Consider the following 15672-nt stretch of genomic DNA (forward strand, 5'->3'; position numbering starts at 1 on the left):
AAGCACGTCGAGGTCTTCCCGATGGGCAGTGTGAGAACTCCCATCATCGGAAGGCCTCGACCTCTACCCGCCCCGCGACGCGCCGCACACCCTCACCGCCGGACTACACCCCCAACTGCGAAGAGCCGAATTACCCCGTTGAGTGAGAGCCGATTTCCGATGAAGAGGCTGGCACTTTGCCGCATCGCCATGAAGTGCTGGTACTGAGAACCGCGAGCATTGATGGCGTTGATCGCTTCCGTGACGGCGGCGTAAGCGACGGTGGCAAAGACGACATCCAACGCCGCTGCAAGGAGGGATTCGAGTACCGAGACAGTCAAGGGAATGCCGAGGATCAGCGGTACGGCGGCGAGCGATCCTTGATCGCTTGCGTAAGGCGACGTCTGGCCGGTTGCAGTGTCCGTGAATATCAGCTCCACACGATCGTCGTTCAGATCGACGATGTCGATTGCGTAAGTTGTGCTCACGCCCTGTTCTGTCAGAATCGAGAAATCCGCCGCCGAGTCCTTGAAGTCCACCGTGAGGGTCGAGTCGACGTCGGCGCCAGAGCCGAGTTCCGAGGTCGACTCGAGGGCGACCTCATCACCCGCGACGGCCAGGGCATCCAGTTCGATGCGCCGGTCCGCGAGTTCCGACTCGACGCGCGCATCGTCGACCGCAACGCTGACTCCCGGTGATATTTCAAACGCCAAGTCGCTCTGCGGCTCGGCCTGCGCAGCGGATGTCACGGAGCCCGTGACAATGAACGCGATCGAGACGGCGAGTGCAATTCGTCTCATGATCTCCTCAATTTCGCTGGTCCTGGGAAATCCCCTCTCAATTCTCCCAACGATCCTACCTTGGGGGGCCGGATTCAATCCCGCACCTGAGCTCAGAGGACGCGATGGAGCGCCAGCGTGTGCGGCGCTGCCTGGACGGACTGACCCCGACCCAGCACCAGGCGGTCACGCTCGCGTACTACGGCGGCCGGACGTACCGCGAGGTGGCGGAGGAGCTCGGGGCGCCGCTGGGGACCGTCATGACGCGGATCCGGGACGGGCTGCTGCGTCTTCGCGACTGCCTGGGGGTAGCGGCGTGAGCGTCGACGACGTCGAGGCGGGACATGTGCAGCAGATGGAGCGAGCGGAGGAGCAGGCCCAGGTCGTCGCCGAGCTGCTCGCCGACCCGGATGCGCGAGTGGTACGAGCCGGCGTCGAAGGGGGCGGCACCGCCGTCGCCGTCCTCTCCGACGACCAGGCACTGTTCACGGCGACGGGCGTCGCCGATCCGGGCGAGGGCAAGGAGTACCAGCTCTGGATCCTGCGCGACGGGGTGCCGGTGGGAGATGTCGTGATGCCCGACGCCGATGGTCGTGTGCGCGCCGTGACGGGGGCGTTCGCCGCCGGGGACGCGTTGGCGATGACGATCGAGCCCCGCGGTGGTTCCGACGAGCCAACGACGGAGCCGGTGGTCATGCTGGACGCGACGCAGGCGTAGCGCGGACGACGCAGGATTCGTTGGCCTGAGCGTGGGGTGGACGGCGTAGGCGGGAGTTGGCCGCACCGGACGGGTCAGGTCAGGCCGCGCCCGGACCGTCCGCTTCTGCCCGGGCGTAGCTCGATGTCGACGGGCAGGTCGGTGTCCAGCGCCTGGCGCAGGTGTGGCACGACCTGCTCTTCCAGGCCGGTGCGGATGTCGGTGATGTCGGCGTAGTCGGCGACGTCCACCACGAGCTGCAGGCGCTGTCCGCGGCGGTCGACCAGGTGGGCCGCCGCGCCCGTGATGCCGCGGATAGTCGCGGCTTCGTCTTCCACGGCGGTGGTCAGCGCGCCGGCGTGCAGGTGGGTGAGCCCGTCGCCTGGATCGGCGGTCAGGTCCATCTGCCCGGACCGGTCGGTGCGGAGCTGGGCGATGAGCCAGCGGGCACCCAGCAGGGCGAGCAGCAGGCACGCCGCGGCTGCGGCCCACCAGAACCACGGGGTGTCGCCGGCGAACGTCCGGACCTCCTCGGGCAGGACCGGGGAGCTGACCGGGTCCGGCCCGAAGACCCCGGCGCTCAGCAGGAGCCCGCCGACCCCGGCGGTCAGCAGCACCAGGCCGATCAGGGTGAGCCCGGTGCGGTTGGCGCTGTTGCTCCGTGTGGTCATCAGTGCCCCTTGTGCTTGATGGTGACCCGCGGGCGCACCGTGTCGGCCAGGCCGAGCTCGGCCAGCCGGCGGCTGATCGCGGTCGTGACGTCCCGTTGGAGGTTCCCGGCGGACCGGGTCGAGGTGACGACGGTGGTCGTGGCGCTGCGACCACCCAGCGTGGTGGCGGCGGAGCTGACCGCGCTGGTGCGGCGAGCGGCGGCGCTCAACGACGCCTCCACCCCGCGCCGGTTGGCGGTCACGGTGACCCCGGCGGGTGTGTGGCCCGGTCGGGGCGGCAGGGCCAGGGCCCGGGGCTTGCCGCGGCGCAGCGCCAGGATCACGAGCAGCAACCCGAGAAGAGCGAGGACGGCCAGCGCTGTGCGCACGGCCCCGGCGTCCCAGGTCTGACCGCCCAGCCAGGCGCTCCACTGCGGGTGCGGGACGAGCCACGGCGGCTGACCGAGGCGAGCGAGGAGGATCTCCACGGCTCCCAGGAACCCGCCCAGGAGCAGGGCGAGGGCGAACAGGGCGGCCAGGATGCGATGGGTCAGGACCATGCTGCTCACCTCACCCTCGGGCGGTGGGCGCCGGGGACGGTGAGGCTGACCACGTTGATGTCGATGTGGTCCACCCGCACGTCGGTGATGCGCTGCACGTCGTCGCGGATGCGCTGACGGGCCTGCTCGGCGATCTGGCGGATCGAGGCGGGCCACCCCACCGCGATGGTCGCCTGGACGGTCGCGGTGTCTCCGGCGACCTGGGCACGTACGCGGGCCTCGTCGTCGTCCTCGGCCTCCCCGAGCGTGACACCCAGGATCCGGCGGGGAGCGGCCGCGGCGGAGTCGACCAGGGTGACGGCGTACCCCGCGACCCGCTCCACGACCCGGTCACTGACGGTGAGCGTGCCCCGGTCGGCCGGCGCCGCCGGCGCCCCGTACCGCCCAGGCGCCGCCTGGGTGGGGGTGTCGGTGACGGCGGTCATCGAGGTGCGCGGCTTGCGCCGCCGAGGTACTGGGCCAGGTCGAGCTGGCCCGAGACGACCTTGCCGACGATGAAGCCGACCACGCCAAGGACTGCGGTGCCGACGAACGCGTCGAAACCACCGACCACCCAGGCGATGCCGAGCAGCAGCCCGGTGAACAGACCCACTGTGGTGGGGGGCATGAGAATCTCCAAGAGGCGAAGGGTTGAGGACGAGTGACGTGCACGGGGTCGGGCTAGTGCACGCGAGGGTGGCGACGCGTGCGACGCCGCGACGCCCACCACGTGGTCACGCGCCGCAGCCCGGTCGGTCTGCGGGTGAAGACGATCGGGGCGTCGAACCGGTCGCCGGTGTCCACCAGGTTCAGCTGCCGGATCAGCTCGGCCGGGTCCCCGCCCAGGTCGGGGTGGTGAGCGCGGAGGACCGCCCGTCGTCGGCGTCGTCTGACCTGGTCAGGCGACGCCGGGACGACGACGCGGGTCGCGGTCATGGCGGTGTCAATCCGACCGGGACCGGCACCGGTACGGCGACGACCGACGGGTCGGCCAGATCTGCGACGTGCAGGTCCACGCGTCGGCCGGCTGCGTACGGCGCCACCGCGGCGCGGACCTGACGGTCCAGGCCGGTGACCGGCACGCCGAGCGCACCGACGACGGCGACCTCGACCAGCTGCTCGTCGGTGCGCACCCCCACCACCCGGCGTCCGGGCAGGTAGGTGGCGACCATCCGGAGCCCACCGGTGTCCAGCGCCACGACGGCCGGGCACCCCAGGACGGCGGTGGCGATGAGGTCGACCTCACCCGCCGCGTCCGGACCGGGGACCACGGTGTGCGCGCTCACTGGACGCGTGCCGGCTCCGGCCGGTCCTCGGCGTCGTCGTCCGACGGCAGGTGGATGTCGTTGACCGACACGTTGACCTCGGTGACCTGCAAGCCGGTCATGCCCTCGACCGTCTGGATCACGTTGCGGCGCACGGCCTTGGCGACCTCGGCGATCGACACGCCGTACTCGGTCACCATCTCGAGGTCGATCGCGGCCTGGGTCTCGCCGACCTCCACGGACACACCCTGACCGGTGGACTGCGACGCGCCCGGGATGCGCTCGCGCAGCGCACCCAGCGTGCGCGCGGTGCCGCCACCCAGGGCGTGCACCCCGGCGACCTCCTTCGCGGCCAGCCCGGCGATCTTCTGCACCACGCCGTCGGCGATGGTGGTGCGACCCTCCGGGGTCTGCAGGGCATCCGCGGTCGCGGCTGCGGAGGAACGGCTCACGGCGGTGCTGCTCGATGCGGTGGGGGTGGTCATGGTGGCTCCCTGTGGCTTCTCGGCTGTGATCGGGTCACCGCCCCTGCGGGCGCCGGTGCGGCGTCCTGGTTACGGTGGCTTTCACCTACTTAGACACCGAAGAGCACGAAGGGTTACAGCGCATGTCGAGCCGGTTGAAGACGCGCGGGTGAGTCCCGCACCTGACGGGTCGACCGGAGGCGACGCCGGCTGGCAGGCGCTCCTGGTCACCCAGGCGCGGGGCGGGGACGAATCGGCGTTCGAGGCGCTGGTGCGCCTGCACCAGGACCGCGCCTATCACGTGGCGCTGCGGATGACCGGCGATCCCCAGGACGCCCAGGACGTCATCCAGGACGCCCTGCTCCAGGCGTGGAAGAACCTCGGGGGCTACCGCGGGGACTCGGGCTTCGGGACGTGGCTGATCCGCATCGTCATCAACCGCTGCCACAACCTGCGCCGCGGCCACCGTCTCACCACGACCCTGCCCGACCAGGACCGGACGAGCACCGCGGCGGGCCCCGAGGCCGAGGCCGTGGCCGGTCAACGCCGCGACGCCACCGTCGCCGCCGTCCTGGCTTGTGGCTTTCGCCGATCGAAGGCGGTGGGTCGTGCTTGGTAGCTGGCGGTGCGGCTTCAGGTGACGCCGATGACGAGGGTGCTCTGCGCGGCTTCGACGACGTCGTTGGTGATGGTCTGGAGCTCGTTGATCTTCAGCACCCGCTCGATCTGGGGGAAGAGGCGTTCGAGGAGCCGGAAGTTGCCGCGGGTGACGCGGGCGATGGCGGCGATGGCTTGGGCGTCGGTGAAGTCGTCGGGGTCCAGGGTCTTACCGAGTGCGCGCCAGTGGCGCTGGAGGACGAAGAGCAGCTCGTCGTTGCCCAGCGCGCGGTAGTGATGGGCGAAGCCGACGCGGCTGTAGAACTGGGGGTAGTGGCTGAACTGCTTCTCCAGGCCGGGCATGCCGATGAGGATGACGGCGATGTTGTCGCGGTCGTACCGGTCGCGGAGCAGCTCGAGCGCGGTGGGGCTGAGTCGTTCGGACTCGTCGACGATGATGAGCTGGATGTAGTTCTTGGTCCGTCGTGAGACCGCGGCGGCCTCGACGTGTTCCTGTATGCAGATGTTGGTCCGCGAGATGGCCAGGTTCAGGTCGTCCCGGAGTAGACGGGGCGTGGTGAGAACGCCCGGGGTGTACAAGACGGTGCGGCTCTTGGCGAGGGCGGCGTAGACCTTGACGTCGTCCTCGGAGCGCGGCCCCCAGTCGGCGAGCAGGTCATGGGCTTTGTCCCAGTGGGCGTAGCGGCGGGCGGAGACGGTCTTGCCGACGCCGGCTGCGCCGAAGCACAGGCCGATGGTGTGGCCGCGTCGTACGGAGTCGGCGAACTCGGTGAAGCGGCGGTGCTCCTTGGTGACGATGAAGCGTTCGCTCACGAGAGGTCCTCCTTGTAGAGCTTCAACTTCGCCGGTGGGGGCACCCGTGTCGGCAGTGGCCGGGGCGGAGGATCAGTGGCGTGGGCGTTGACGACGGCGATCCGCTCGTTGATGCCCCGGCGCAAGGTGCGACGGCGAGCGTTGCGCGCCGCCTGGACCTCTTTGAGGCTGACCTGCTCGCCGTGGTGATCTTGGTCGACTGCCTTACAGACGAACTCGTCGTGGTCGAAGACGCGGATCTCGGTGATGTCCCTGGGGTCGTAGCGGATGACGACGGCCCGTCCGACGAAGCCGGCGAGCGTCGGGGACACGTAGCGCAGCCCTTGGAAGTGGATGCCGTCGCGGCGAACGGTCCGGGGTCGAGCCACGGTGAGCAGCAGGCCGTCGAGGTCTTCGAGGCTGTCGGGCATGCGTGGCAGCCACCCGTCGGCGATCCATGTCGATCGCGGTGAGGCACCGAGCTCGCTGTGGGGGCGGTCGTTGTAGTCCGCGACGAACGTCCCAACCGCCGTGTCCAGCTCGGTCAGGGAGAGCCTGGGCGCCGGCCTCGGGCGGGCGCCGGTGATGTGCCCGGGCAGAGCGGCGAGGAGTTCGGTGTTGACGGTGCCGAAGAAGCGCTCGATCTTGCCGCGTCCCTGCGGGCGGGCGACGGCGGAGTGGATAAGGCGGATGTGCAGGTCGACAGCGGTGCGGGTCAGGTGGTCGCTGGTGAAGTCCGACCCGTGGTCGACGTAGAGCACGTCCGGGATGCCGCACATCGGCCAGGCGGGGTCGGGCTTGTGCCAGATCGCCTGTCGCAATGCCAGGGCGGTGTGCATGGACGAGGGGGCGTCCAGCGAAACGGTGTACCCGCAGACGGCGCGCGAGCAGTCGTCCATCACGGCGGTCAGCCACGGCCGGGCGGGCTTGCCGTCGGCGCCGACGATCAGGACGTCGAGCAGCGTGTGGTCGGCCTGCCACATCGCGTTGGGCCGATCAGCTGCCCGGCGCAGGGCGAGCTCGTACTTGTCCCGGTAGGACGCCGCACCCTCGAGTGCCAGGGTGACCATGCCGGGGTCCAGGCTGCGGATGATCGACCAGACCACCGAGTAAGAAGGCACGGGCCACCGCTCGGCGGCACAGACCTTGGCGAGCGTGCGGTGGATCGTCGCGATCGAAGGCCGCGGCTTGGTCAGTCCCAGGCCCTCGATCAGCGTGACCAACTCCGCAGGCAGGTGGTGCCCGCCGGCGTCGGCGCGCGGCCGCGAACGCAGAGCCTCCAGCCCAGCGGCGCGGTAGCGGGCGTGCCAGCGTTCCAGCGTGCGCAGTCCGATCCCGGAGTCACGGGCCAGGGCGGCGAGCGGGATCTTGTCCTCGACGTGCAGCCTGAGGATCTGCCAGCGCCCGTCCGCGTCCACGTCGGGCCTACACGGCGCTTCTGGGCCGCCGTGGCGCGCTCGCTGTGGCGGGCTGGCGGTTCAGCGCCCGGTAGATCGTGGTGCGACTGACGCCCAGCACATCGCCGATCTGGGCGACGGTCATGTCCTTCTGCTCGTACATCCGCCGAGCGGCCTTGACCTGGTCGGTGGACAGTGACGACGGTCGTCCGCCGGTGCGCCCACGTGCTCGGGCCGCGGTCAGGCCGGCGTTGGTGCGCTCACGGATGAGGTCGCGCTCGAACTCGGCGAGGGCGGCGAAGACGTGGAAGACGAGCCGGCCTCCCGGTGAGGTGGTGTCGATCGTCTCCTGTAAGGACCGGAACCCGACCCCTCGCTCGGCGAGAACCTGCAGCTGGTCGATGAGGTGGCGGATCGAGCGGCCGAGGCGGTCCAGGCGCCACACGACGAGAGTGTCGCCAGGGCGTATCTGGTCGAGCAGCTTGTCCAGCTCGGGCCGGTGCTGCAGCGCGCCGGAGCTGGTGTCGATAAAGACCCGGTAGCACCCGGCCCGGTTCAGTGCGTCGACCTGGAGCGTCGCGTCCTGGTCGATGGTGGACACGCGCGCGTACCCAAGGAGATGACCCACCCGTCGACCGTAGCGAAACTCGACCGGCGCAGGAAGTATCGAGTCGTAGATACTGGCACAGAGTTGTGCTACAACGCGGGCCTCGTGTCGACACTGCTTCGATAGACAGGCCTGCGGTTGTAGCGCAAACGCTCGAATGTGCGACGTCTTCCATGCTGCCGGGAACGGTCTCGCGGGCGTTCGGCGCCGCGGGGGCCGACTCGGCGCGTTCACGCCGATTGCGCCGGCCTTCGGTGCGGCTGCAGGTGAGGGATCGCGCGCACGTAGACGATCATGGCGACCAACTCGACGAGGGTCTGGGTGACCACGACGACGGCGGCGATCGCGTACGGCTCAGGCAGCGCCAGCGCCAGCGGGAGCACCACGAGAGAGTTACGGGTCGCGCCGCTGAAGGTCAGCGCCCGCCCGGCGGGCACATCCAGACCGAACGCCCGGGTCGCCAGCCGGCCCACTAGCGCCATGATCACCGGGAAGGCCACGTAGACGGGGAGCACGCGGGCGACGGTCCCGAGACTGTCGCGGACCTGGGGGATCTGCGAGGCCACGACCGTGAACAGCGTGGCAGCCATCAGGGGCACCATGAGCGCAGTCATGACCCGCGTGATGACCACACCTGCCCGGTGCCGGTTGGCGAGCAGCTCGGTGCACAACGCCAGGGTCAGCGGTACGACGATCAGGACGACGAACGCCTCGATGAAAGGCCCAGGGTCGACGATGGTCGCGAGATCCGAGCCGAGGAACAGCAGCAGGTACAGCGGTAGCAGCGCCATCTGGGCGAGCATCAGCAGCGGAGCTGCGACACGGCCAGCAGGCGCTGCCCGGAGCCGCCCGCCAGGCCCGCGAAGACGATCACGTAGTCGATGCAAGGAGTCAGCAGCACCAGTAGCACGCCAAGCAGGACAGCTCGGTCGGCGGGCAGCATCAGGGTCAGGCCCCACACGATGACCGGCACCAGCAGGAAGTTCACGACCAGGACGGCGCCCAGGAAGCGGCCGTCACGGAAGCTGCGGGTCAACGTCGTGAAGGGGACCTGGAGGAACGTGGCGTAGAGCAGGGTCGCGAGTACCGGCTCGATCGCGTGCTCAAGTGTCGGACCGGTCCTGGGAGCGACCAGGCCGAGCAGCACGGCGCACGCCAAGGCGAGGAGATAGATCGCGATCTGGTGGCGTTCCGCGGACTCCACCGCTCGGCCGATGCCCGAGCCTGCGGGCGCCGTGGGGTCGTGCGGGGCGGTAGGCCAACCTCCCTGCATAACCGGCGGTTCACTGGCCGACGGCTGCCCGAGCGCCCCTGCACCAGCGGGGTCGCTCACCATGCCGACCATGCGTGGTCGGCGTTGGGCGAGCAGAGGATCACAGAGCTTGCGGCGCCGAACACGAGGAAAAGCATCCCAGACGGCGCCGATGCGCCACTCACGGCAGCTCGCATCGACAGGTCAGCAGATCGACGGACACAGGGCCTGCGCCCGGTATCACGGCGGGTGAGCAGGCGCTGCGTTGAGACTACCGACGGCGAACGAGCACCGCGGCGACGGTGGCTCCGGCGACGACACCGATGAGGAGCCCAGCGAACGTGACCGCGATGGAAAGTGCGTTCCCGTTCGTAACTGTCGGTTCAGTGCCTGCTGTACTATTCAGCCCGTGCTGACCACTACCTCTCGCCTAGATGCGATGAACCGGTTGGGCCGGGCCCTGGCCGACCCGACCCGGTCACGACTTCTCATGACGTTGCTCGAACGGCCGGCCTACCCGGCGGAGCTGGCACGCGATTTGGGGCTGACGCGCTCGAACGTGTCGAACCATCTGGCATGCCTGCGCGACTGCGGCATCGTGGTCGCCGAGCCCGAGGGCCGCCAGACGCGCTACGAGATCGCCGACCCGCATCTGGCCCGAGCGCTCAGCGCGCTGGTCGACGTCACCCTCGCGGTGGATGAGAGCGCCCCGTGCATCGACTCTGCCTGCCCGGTTCCCGGGTGCGGCAACGCCGAGGCGGGCGCATGATCCTGTCCTCAGTTCTGCAGGCCATCGGCCTGTTCATTGCCACCAACATCGACGACATCATCGTGCTCTCGCTGTTCTTCGCCCGCGGCGCGGGGCAGCGCGGGACGACGGTCCGGATTGCCGCAGGCCAGTACCTGGGATTCGCGGGCATCCTGGGCGCGGCCGTGCTCGTGTCGTTGGGCGCAGGAGCGTTCCTCCCCGCGGAAGTCATCCCGTACTTCGGTCTCATACCCCTGGCTCTCGGACTGTGGGCCGCATGGAGGGCTTGGCGCGGGGATGATGACGATGACGACGCCAAGGTCGCCGATAAGGTCGCCGATAAGAAGGTCACCGTCTTAACCGTCGCCGGAGTCACCCTCGCCAACGGCGGGGACAACATCGGCGTCTACGTCCCGGTCTTCCTCAGCGTGGGACCTACGGCCGTGGTGGCCTACTGTGTCGCCTTCCTCGTGCTCGTCGCGGGCCTTGTCATGCTGGCCCGGTTCGTCGCCACCCGGCGGCCGATCGCCGAAGTACTTGAGCGCTGGGAACACGTCCTGTTCCCGGTCGTCCTGATCGGTCTGGGCCTCGTCATCCTCGTCGAAGGCGGTGCCTTCGGCCTCTGAGGGTTCCCGGGGCAGGCACGCTCTCGGGCACAGCCCGCACCAGTAACACGGAAAGCCTCCCGCCACTCAAAGACGAAGACCACAGTCCTGGCTCTGCCGTTCGACCAGCGCGCCGCCCTGGTCCTGCACACCTTCGGTGGATGTACACACGCCGAGACGGGGCGCATCCTGGGCATCAGCGAGTCGGCGGCCAAGGTGCGCGTCCACCGCGCCCGCCATGCCCTCGTCGAACAGCTGCAGGAGTGGAGGTGACCGCCATGGGATCGACCCGACTGCCCTGTGGAGCCGACTACGACGACCTCCTGACCCAGGTCGCCGACCACGCCCCCCCGGCCGACTCCGGCCACCAGTCGACCTGCCCCCACTGCCGCGCCGCGCTGGCCCAGCTCACCGAGCTGTGGGCGCCCGTCGATCACCTCGCCGCGGAAGAGGTCCGCACCCCCGAGAGCGTGCTTCGCGCCGTCATGGCGCGGGTCCGAGAGCTCACCGAGCACACCTGGTTCGCGTTCGTGCCCACCGACCGCGGTCACACCCGCATCGCAGCCCGGGTCATCGCCGCCGTCGCGCGCCTCGCCGCCGAAGAGATCCCGCACGTCGCGCTCGCCCTGGGCTCCGGCCGCACCAGCCCCTACTCCTCACCGGCGCACATCGCCGGGCCCGAGACCGACGCCGCGACCGACGTCGGCGTCGCCGGCTCCCATGTCGTGGTCGACATCCAGGTCGCCATCGAGATGGGCGCCAACATCCCCGACATCGCCGACCGGGTCCGGGCACACATCACGGGTGTCATCGCCACCCAGCTCGACCTGACCGCCGCCGAGGTCAACGTCACGGTCGCGGACGTCCAACCGGTCGGAAGGCCCCGCTCCGGGTGACGACCGTACGACGGGCGTGACGCAGCCCTCCGGGCACCGTCGAGCGGCAGCCGTGACCCTCGTGCACCGCGTGCCGGGATCAGCGCCAGCCGAGCTCGGGCGCGACGTGGCGCAGCACGCTCTCCATGAGATGTGCGTTGTAGTCGACGCCGAGCTGGTTCGGGACGGTGAGGAGGAGGGTGTCCGCGGCCGCGATCGCCTCGTCCGCGGCCAGCTCCTTCACCAGCTGGTCGGGCTCACCGGCGTAGGTCCTGCCGAAGCGGGCAGCGCCGGTGTCCAGGTGCCCGACCTGGTCCTTGCTCCCCGTCTGGCTCCCGAAGTACGCTCGGTCGAGGTCGGTGACGATCGGGAAGATGCTGCGGCTGACCGAGACACGCGGCTCACGTCCGTGGCCTGCGGCCTTCCAGGCGTCCCGGAACCGCTGGATCTGCTCAGCCTGCAGCTGGTGGAACGGCACGCCGGTGTCCTCGGTGAGCAGGGTCGAGCTCATCAGGTTCATGCCCTGCTCCGCGGCCCACTCGGCCGTCTTGCGCGAGCCGGCACCCCACCAGATCCGGTCGGACAGCCCGGGTGAGTGCGGCTCGATCCGGAGCAGGCCGGGCGGGTTCGGGAACATCGGCTGGGGGTTCGGGCGCGCGAAGCCCTTCCCCTCGATCACCTCGAGGAACACCCGCGTGTGCTCGCGGGCCATGGCCGCGTGGTCCGAACCCTCCGCGGGCTCGTGGCCGAAGTAGCGGAACCCGTCGATCACCTGCTCGGGCGATCCCCGGCTGATGCCCAGCTGGAGGCGTCCACCGGAGATGACGTCCGCCACGCCAGAGTCCTCGGCCATGTAGAGCGGGTTCTCGTAGCGCATGTCGATCACGCCGGTCCCGATCTCGATGCGGCTCGTCCTGGCGCCGATCGCAGCGAGCAGCGGGAACGGCGCGGAGAGCTGGCTCGCGAAGTGATGCACGCGGAAATACGCGCCATCGGCCCCGAGCTCTTCGACGGCGACCGCCAGCTCGATCGACTGCAGCAGAGCGTCGGAGGCCGAGCGGGTCTGCGAGGACGGCGACGGCGTCCAGTGGCCGAACGAGAGGAACCCGATCTTCTTCACATCTGCCCCCACGAGCTCATCCTTCTCGGGCATGCCGGTCGGGACACTTCTACATGGCGCGCCGCCCGCGGGCCACCCGGTCACGGCCGTGACGCGCGCGACGGGCCGCACGGCACCGATGTCGGACGTCTGCGGCCCCGCCGGGGTGACGCCGACGCCGGATCGCTCGGTCAGGTACCCGCGAGCGAGACCCCGTGCCGCGCCGTGACGGCCATGATCTCGGTCATCGACTCCTCGACGGGCCGGTCCGCCGACACCGCTCGCGCGAAGTCGGCGAAGAAGCGGGCCGCCCCGTTGCCAGACGTGATCGCCAGGAAGCGCGCCTCGCCCTCGGGAACGGAGAACGTGCACGGGACGCCCGCCGGCATCGTCACGAGCCCTCCGGGTTCGACGTCGTACGTGTCGCCGTCGACCCAGGCGGTCAGCGCACCGTCGAGCAGGTAGAGGACGCCCGCCCAGGGGGAGACGTGCGCCGGTGCGGCCGGACCCGCCGAGGAGTGGACCTCGAAGACCTCGAAGGCGCCGTCCGCCTCGTGGACCGCGGCCTTGACGACGTGGTCGCCGTCGATCATCGGGTAGCGGACGCCCTCGTCCGGGCGGACATGGGTCGTGCTCGTCGTGCTCATGGCCGGTCTCCCTCTGCCGTGTCGAGGCACCAGGCTCGGACCCTGCGGTGCACGTCGGCGCGAGTAGTCGGCTACTCATGTGCGGGCGAGCCGCTCAGGATGCCGGCGAGCTCCGCGCGATCGGAGACGTCGAGCTTGTGGCCGGCCCGGTACAGGTGCCCTTCGACCGTCCGGACCGACACCGTGAGCCGCGCGGCGATCTCCCGGTTGCTCATACCCCGGGCGGCGAGGAGCGCGATCTCCCGTTCGCGGGGCGTCAGCGGCAGGGGCCGCGCGGCGGTGGCGAGGGCCGGGGTCCAGGCGCCCGACCGGTGCGCGATCTCCTGCGCCCGGGCGGCGGCCGTCAGAGCCGACCCCGTGCGCCCGTACCGGCGGTGGACGTCGGCTGCCTGCGCGGCGGCGTCGCCCGCGGCCACGAGATCGCCGAGCCCTTCCCACGCATGCGCCGACGCCGCGAGCCCGTCCGCGTCGAGCGCCGCCAGGGCCCGTGCGTGCGTCAGCGCGACGCCGACCCGCGGACCGGCCACCTCGTCGGCGAGCGCCGCGAGACGCTCGACCGCGCCGCCCGCACCGCCGAGCTGGGTCGCGGTCTGCCAGGCGAGCACCTCGTAGGCGGGCGAGCTCTGCCGGCGTGCGAGTGCCGCGGCGGCCTCGGCGAGCCCGACCGCCTCGCCGAGGGACCCCTCGGCCGCCGCGAGCCACGCGCGTGCCAGCTCGTCCTCGGGCGCGTAGAGCACGTACGCGGGGTGGCGGTCACCGACGAGCGCGTCCACCAGCGGGCGGGCAGCCTCCGGCCGGCCGGCGATGGCGTACGACGTCGCCAGGAGGGTGCGGCAGCGGAACCGGAACTCGTGGGCAGAGTCGGCGAACCCGGCCCACGCCTCGCGCAGCGGGACCAGCGCGTGCCCGACGTGGCCGGTCGCCAGCGCGGCGTGGCCCGCCAGGACCAGCCCCATCAGTCGGGCCGGGCCGGGCAGGTCGGCGGAGGACGCCCCCAGCTCCGCGGCAGCGTCGTTCGCCGACGCCGGGATCCCGGCGAGGCGGTACCCGAGCACGAGCCAGTCGGCCAGCCCGTACACCGGGATCGCCTGTGAGGCCCGCGAGGCGCCCCGGCGGGCGGCCACGGCGTCGAGCAGGTCGACGCGCCCGCCCACGGCGGCCCCCGCTGCCACCGCTGCGGCGACGACCAGCAGCGCCAGGTCGTCGGTCACTCCCCGCTCCAGCAGAGCGAGGGCGCGGTCCAGCCCAGCGGCGGCGTCCCCGACCGCAACCTCCCAGGCGGCCATCAGGGCTTCGAGCCGGACGCGCGCCGGCCCGCAGTCGGGATCGTCGAGCGCGTGGGCCAGGACGTCTCTCGCCCGGTCGGCCTGGCGCAGCGTCCAGAGCAGGTTCCCCGCCCGGTGGGCCTGCGCCTGCGCCCGGAGCGGGCCGGTCGGAGCGTTGTCGGCCAGGTCCCGCAGGATGGCCTCGGCCTCCTCGCCCCGGGTGAGCCACGACAGCGTCGACGCGTGCACCAGGCGGGCGTCCCCTCCACCGCCGGCCGCGGCCGCGCGGGCGAGCCGCTCCGCGAGCGGCAGGTCGTGGTAGCCGATGGCCGCCTCGGCGGCGCGCAGGAACAGGCCCGGGTCGGGGGGGAGGTCGGAGTCGAGCACGAGGACCGCCCGAGGGATCGGGTCCGTCCCTCCGTCGAGCCGGGCGGCGAGCCGGCCGCGCAGCCGCCGTGACCGGACCGTGCCCATCGCCTCGCGCCGGACCTCGCCGTACAGCGGGTGCGCGAGCCGGGCGACCGGGCCGTCGGGAGGTCCGCCCAGCTGGATCAGACCGCGCGTCTCGGCCTCCTCGACGGCGTCGGCCCCCGTGAGCGCGACGACGGTGGCGAGCGCGAGCGGCTCCCCGAGGGCCGCGAGATCGACCACGTCCTGCACGGGCCGGTCCAGCTCCCCGATCTCCCGCTCGAGGAGTGCCGCGAGCCCGGGGGAGACCCGGGGTTCCCCGGACCAGCGCCAGATCCCCGTGGCCGCCTCGAGCCGGCCCGCGCTCACCTCGCCGGCGAGCAGGTGGCGGAGGAAGAGCGGGCTGCCCCGGGTCAGCGCCCAGAGCCGATGGGCCGCGCTCGACTCGACCGGTCCCCGCAGCACGCGTGCGACCAGCGCCGTCGTCGTCGCGCGGTCCAGAGGCGGGAGGTCGCGGCGCGGCAGGAGGTCGTCCTTCCACAACGACGTCACCGTGTCCGGGGCCGGTTCCCCGTCCCGGACCGTGACGACGGCCGGGGCGAGCCCACGCACCACGACGCGGTGCAGGACCACCGCGGAGAGCTCGTCGAGCAGGTGCGCGTCGTCCACCGCCAGCACCAGCCGGCCACGGCTGACCAGGTCGTCCAGGACCCGGGCGACGCCCGTGGAGGCATCACCCGCAGGGAGGTCGACAAGCCCTGCGAACGCGCCGAACGGGAAGGGGCGGGCGGCCCTGCTGCCCAGCGCCCACACCACCTGGGTGCCGCGGCCGACGGCGCGCGCGACGGCCTCCCGCGCCAGTCGGGTCTTGCCGACCCCCGCGGGTCCCGCGACCACGATCCCGGCGCCACCTGGCCGGATGGCCGCTGCGATCTCCTGCAGCTCCTCGTCCCGGCCGGTGAGCGGCCACAGCCGCTCCATGGGCC

The 15672-nt window shown here is 71.3% G+C and carries 22 protein-coding genes and 1 pseudogene; 7 read left to right on the forward strand and 16 right to left on the reverse strand.

Annotation, left to right across the window (positions count from 1 at the left end):
* Window positions 1-92: 92 nt before the first annotated feature.
* A complete protein-coding gene (locus HIR71_RS07560) occupies window positions 93-779 on the reverse strand; it encodes a hypothetical protein (protein WP_169324458.1) in 687 nt (228 codons plus the stop codon).
* Between the two features lie 113 nt (window positions 780-892).
* Between HIR71_RS07560 and HIR71_RS07565 the strand changes: the two are divergent.
* Window positions 893-1078 (forward strand): annotated as a pseudogene (locus HIR71_RS07565) (sigma factor-like helix-turn-helix DNA-binding protein); the annotation flags it as partial.
* Window positions 1075-1476: an anti-sigma factor gene (locus HIR71_RS07570; RefSeq protein ID WP_396031186.1), complete on the forward strand. Its 402-nt coding sequence runs from the start codon at window positions 1075-1077 to the stop codon at window positions 1474-1476. The pseudogene HIR71_RS07565 and the gene HIR71_RS07570, both read left to right, overlap by 4 nt.
* Window positions 1477-1550: 74 nt before the next feature.
* Here HIR71_RS07570 and HIR71_RS07575 read toward each other — a convergent pair whose 3' ends face one another.
* Genes HIR71_RS07575 through HIR71_RS07605 form a run of 7 tightly spaced genes read right to left on the reverse strand, consistent with a single transcriptional unit; the run spans window position 1551 to window position 4394 of the window.
* A complete protein-coding gene (locus HIR71_RS07575) occupies window positions 1551-2126 on the reverse strand; it encodes an alkaline shock response membrane anchor protein AmaP (protein WP_169324460.1) in 576 nt (191 codons plus the stop codon).
* Complete coding sequence (locus HIR71_RS07580) at window positions 2126-2665, reverse strand: DUF6286 domain-containing protein (protein WP_169324461.1); 540 nt, start codon at window positions 2663-2665, stop codon at window positions 2126-2128. Before HIR71_RS07580 ends, HIR71_RS07575 begins: the two co-directional genes overlap by 1 nt.
* Window positions 2666-2670: 5 nt before the next feature.
* The gene (locus HIR71_RS07585) at window positions 2671-3090 is read right to left on the reverse strand and encodes an Asp23/Gls24 family envelope stress response protein (protein ID WP_169324462.1); all 420 of its coding nucleotides are present in this window, start codon (window positions 3088-3090) and stop codon (window positions 2671-2673) included.
* Window positions 3087-3272: a hypothetical protein gene (locus HIR71_RS07590; RefSeq protein WP_169324463.1), complete on the reverse strand. Its 186-nt coding sequence runs from the start codon at window positions 3270-3272 to the stop codon at window positions 3087-3089. The genes HIR71_RS07585 and HIR71_RS07590 overlap by 4 nt, the downstream gene beginning before the upstream one ends.
* Window positions 3273-3325: 53 nt before the next feature.
* Entirely contained in the window at window positions 3326-3580 is a 255-nt protein-coding gene (locus HIR71_RS07595; protein ID WP_169324464.1) for a hypothetical protein, read from the reverse strand.
* Window positions 3577-3930: a hypothetical protein gene (locus HIR71_RS07600; protein WP_211373923.1), complete on the reverse strand. Its 354-nt coding sequence runs from the start codon at window positions 3928-3930 to the stop codon at window positions 3577-3579. Before HIR71_RS07600 ends, HIR71_RS07595 begins: the two co-directional genes overlap by 4 nt.
* Window positions 3927-4394, reverse strand: coding sequence for an Asp23/Gls24 family envelope stress response protein (locus HIR71_RS07605; RefSeq protein ID WP_169324465.1), 468 nt, complete (start codon window positions 4392-4394; stop codon window positions 3927-3929). Before HIR71_RS07605 ends, HIR71_RS07600 begins: the two co-directional genes overlap by 4 nt.
* A gap of 148 nt (window positions 4395-4542) precedes the next feature.
* Here HIR71_RS07605 and HIR71_RS17165 point away from each other — a divergent pair, with 148 nt between their 5' ends.
* Window positions 4543-4992, forward strand: coding sequence for an RNA polymerase sigma factor (locus HIR71_RS17165; RefSeq protein ID WP_169324466.1), 450 nt, complete (start codon window positions 4543-4545; stop codon window positions 4990-4992).
* Window positions 4993-5006: 14 nt separating this feature from the next.
* Here HIR71_RS17165 and HIR71_RS07615 read toward each other — a convergent pair whose 3' ends face one another.
* The 5 genes from HIR71_RS07615 to HIR71_RS17425 all read right to left on the reverse strand — a co-directional run bounded on the left by HIR71_RS07615 (window position 5007) and on the right by HIR71_RS17425 (window position 8991).
* The gene (locus HIR71_RS07615; RefSeq protein WP_169324467.1) at window positions 5007-5804 is read right to left on the reverse strand and encodes an AAA family ATPase; all 798 of its coding nucleotides are present in this window, start codon (window positions 5802-5804) and stop codon (window positions 5007-5009) included.
* On the reverse strand, window positions 5801-7201 hold the full coding sequence (locus tag HIR71_RS07620) for a Mu transposase C-terminal domain-containing protein (protein ID WP_169324468.1): 1401 nt from the start codon (window positions 7199-7201) through the stop codon (window positions 5801-5803). The genes HIR71_RS07615 and HIR71_RS07620 overlap by 4 nt, the downstream gene beginning before the upstream one ends.
* Before the next feature lie 7 nt (window positions 7202-7208).
* Complete coding sequence (locus HIR71_RS07625) at window positions 7209-7808, reverse strand: recombinase family protein (RefSeq protein WP_169324469.1); 600 nt, start codon at window positions 7806-7808, stop codon at window positions 7209-7211.
* 209 nt (window positions 7809-8017) lie between these two features.
* On the reverse strand, window positions 8018-8578 hold the full coding sequence (locus HIR71_RS17420; protein WP_311836166.1) for a hypothetical protein: 561 nt from the start codon (window positions 8576-8578) through the stop codon (window positions 8018-8020).
* A gap of 11 nt (window positions 8579-8589) precedes the next feature.
* Window positions 8590-8991 carry a bile acid:sodium symporter gene (locus HIR71_RS17425; RefSeq protein ID WP_311836167.1) on the reverse strand — a complete coding sequence of 134 codons (402 nt, stop codon included), beginning with the start codon at window positions 8989-8991 and terminating at the stop codon, window positions 8590-8592.
* A 457-nt stretch (window positions 8992-9448) separates the two neighbouring features.
* Between HIR71_RS17425 and cmtR the strand changes: the two genes are divergently transcribed.
* The 4 genes from cmtR (at window position 9449) to HIR71_RS07650 (ending at window position 11288) form a co-directional block, all read left to right on the forward strand.
* Window positions 9449-9808, forward strand: a complete 360-nt coding sequence (gene cmtR, locus HIR71_RS07635) for a Cd(II)/Pb(II)-sensing metalloregulatory transcriptional regulator CmtR (RefSeq protein WP_169324470.1) — start codon at window positions 9449-9451, stop codon at window positions 9806-9808.
* Window positions 9805-10413, forward strand: coding sequence for a cadmium resistance transporter (locus HIR71_RS07640; RefSeq protein ID WP_169324471.1), 609 nt, complete (start codon window positions 9805-9807; stop codon window positions 10411-10413). Before cmtR ends, HIR71_RS07640 begins: the two co-directional genes overlap by 4 nt.
* 93 nt (window positions 10414-10506) lie before the next feature.
* On the forward strand, window positions 10507-10665 hold the full coding sequence (locus HIR71_RS17600) for an RNA polymerase sigma factor (RefSeq protein ID WP_396031229.1): 159 nt from the start codon (window positions 10507-10509) through the stop codon (window positions 10663-10665).
* 5 nt (window positions 10666-10670) lie between these two features.
* On the forward strand, window positions 10671-11288 hold the full coding sequence (locus HIR71_RS07650) for an Asp23/Gls24 family envelope stress response protein (RefSeq protein ID WP_169324472.1): 618 nt from the start codon (window positions 10671-10673) through the stop codon (window positions 11286-11288).
* 79 nt (window positions 11289-11367) lie between these two features.
* On the opposite strand, the gene HIR71_RS07655 is transcribed toward HIR71_RS07650, so the two are convergent.
* The 3 genes from HIR71_RS07655 to HIR71_RS17170 all read right to left on the reverse strand — a co-directional run bounded on the left by HIR71_RS07655 (window position 11368) and on the right by HIR71_RS17170 (window position 15667).
* Window positions 11368-12387 (reverse strand): LLM class flavin-dependent oxidoreductase, encoded by a 1020-nt coding sequence (locus HIR71_RS07655; protein WP_169324565.1) that lies wholly within the window; start codon window positions 12385-12387, stop codon window positions 11368-11370.
* 170 nt (window positions 12388-12557) lie between these two features.
* Window positions 12558-13013 carry a cupin domain-containing protein gene (locus HIR71_RS07660; protein ID WP_169324473.1) on the reverse strand — a complete coding sequence of 152 codons (456 nt, stop codon included), beginning with the start codon at window positions 13011-13013 and terminating at the stop codon, window positions 12558-12560.
* 71 nt (window positions 13014-13084) lie between these two features.
* A complete protein-coding gene (locus tag HIR71_RS17170; RefSeq protein WP_282959255.1) occupies window positions 13085-15667 on the reverse strand; it encodes a helix-turn-helix transcriptional regulator in 2583 nt (860 codons plus the stop codon).
* Between the last annotated feature and the right edge of the window lie 5 nt (window positions 15668-15672).

Origin of the sequence: Cellulomonas fimi (assembly GCF_012952065.1) — a bacterium.
In the GTDB taxonomy this organism is placed as follows: domain Bacteria; phylum Actinomycetota; class Actinomycetes; order Actinomycetales; family Cellulomonadaceae; genus Pengzhenrongella; species Pengzhenrongella fimi_A.

Bases quoted from the DNA above. Each gene is read 5' to 3' on its own strand.
- HIR71_RS07590 (WP_169324463.1), bottom strand. From the start codon at position 3,272: ATGCCCCCCACCACAGTGGGTCTGTTCACCGGGCTGCTGCTCGGCATC.
- HIR71_RS17170 (WP_282959255.1), bottom strand. From the start codon at position 15,667: ATGGAGCGGCTGTGGCCGCTCACCGGCCGGGACGAGGAGCTGCAGGAG.
- HIR71_RS07560 (WP_169324458.1), bottom strand. From the start codon at position 779: ATGAGACGAATTGCACTCGCCGTCTCGATCGCGTTCATTGTCACGGGC.
- HIR71_RS07575 (WP_169324460.1), bottom strand. From the start codon at position 2,126: ATGACCACACGGAGCAACAGCGCCAACCGCACCGGGCTCACCCTGATC.
- HIR71_RS07640 (WP_169324471.1), top strand. From the start codon at position 9,805: ATGATCCTGTCCTCAGTTCTGCAGGCCATCGGCCTGTTCATTGCCACC.
- HIR71_RS07580 (WP_169324461.1), bottom strand. From the start codon at position 2,665: ATGGTCCTGACCCATCGCATCCTGGCCGCCCTGTTCGCCCTCGCCCTG.
- HIR71_RS07595 (WP_169324464.1), bottom strand. From the start codon at position 3,580: ATGACCGCGACCCGCGTCGTCGTCCCGGCGTCGCCTGACCAGGTCAGA.
- HIR71_RS07585 (WP_169324462.1), bottom strand. From the start codon at position 3,090: ATGACCGCCGTCACCGACACCCCCACCCAGGCGGCGCCTGGGCGGTAC.
- HIR71_RS07650 (WP_169324472.1), top strand. From the start codon at position 10,671: ATGGGATCGACCCGACTGCCCTGTGGAGCCGACTACGACGACCTCCTG.
- HIR71_RS17420 (WP_311836166.1), bottom strand. From the start codon at position 8,578: ATGGCGCTGCTACCGCTGTACCTGCTGCTGTTCCTCGGCTCGGATCTC.
- HIR71_RS07660 (WP_169324473.1), bottom strand. From the start codon at position 13,013: ATGAGCACGACGAGCACGACCCATGTCCGCCCGGACGAGGGCGTCCGC.
- HIR71_RS07605 (WP_169324465.1), bottom strand. From the start codon at position 4,394: ATGACCACCCCCACCGCATCGAGCAGCACCGCCGTGAGCCGTTCCTCC.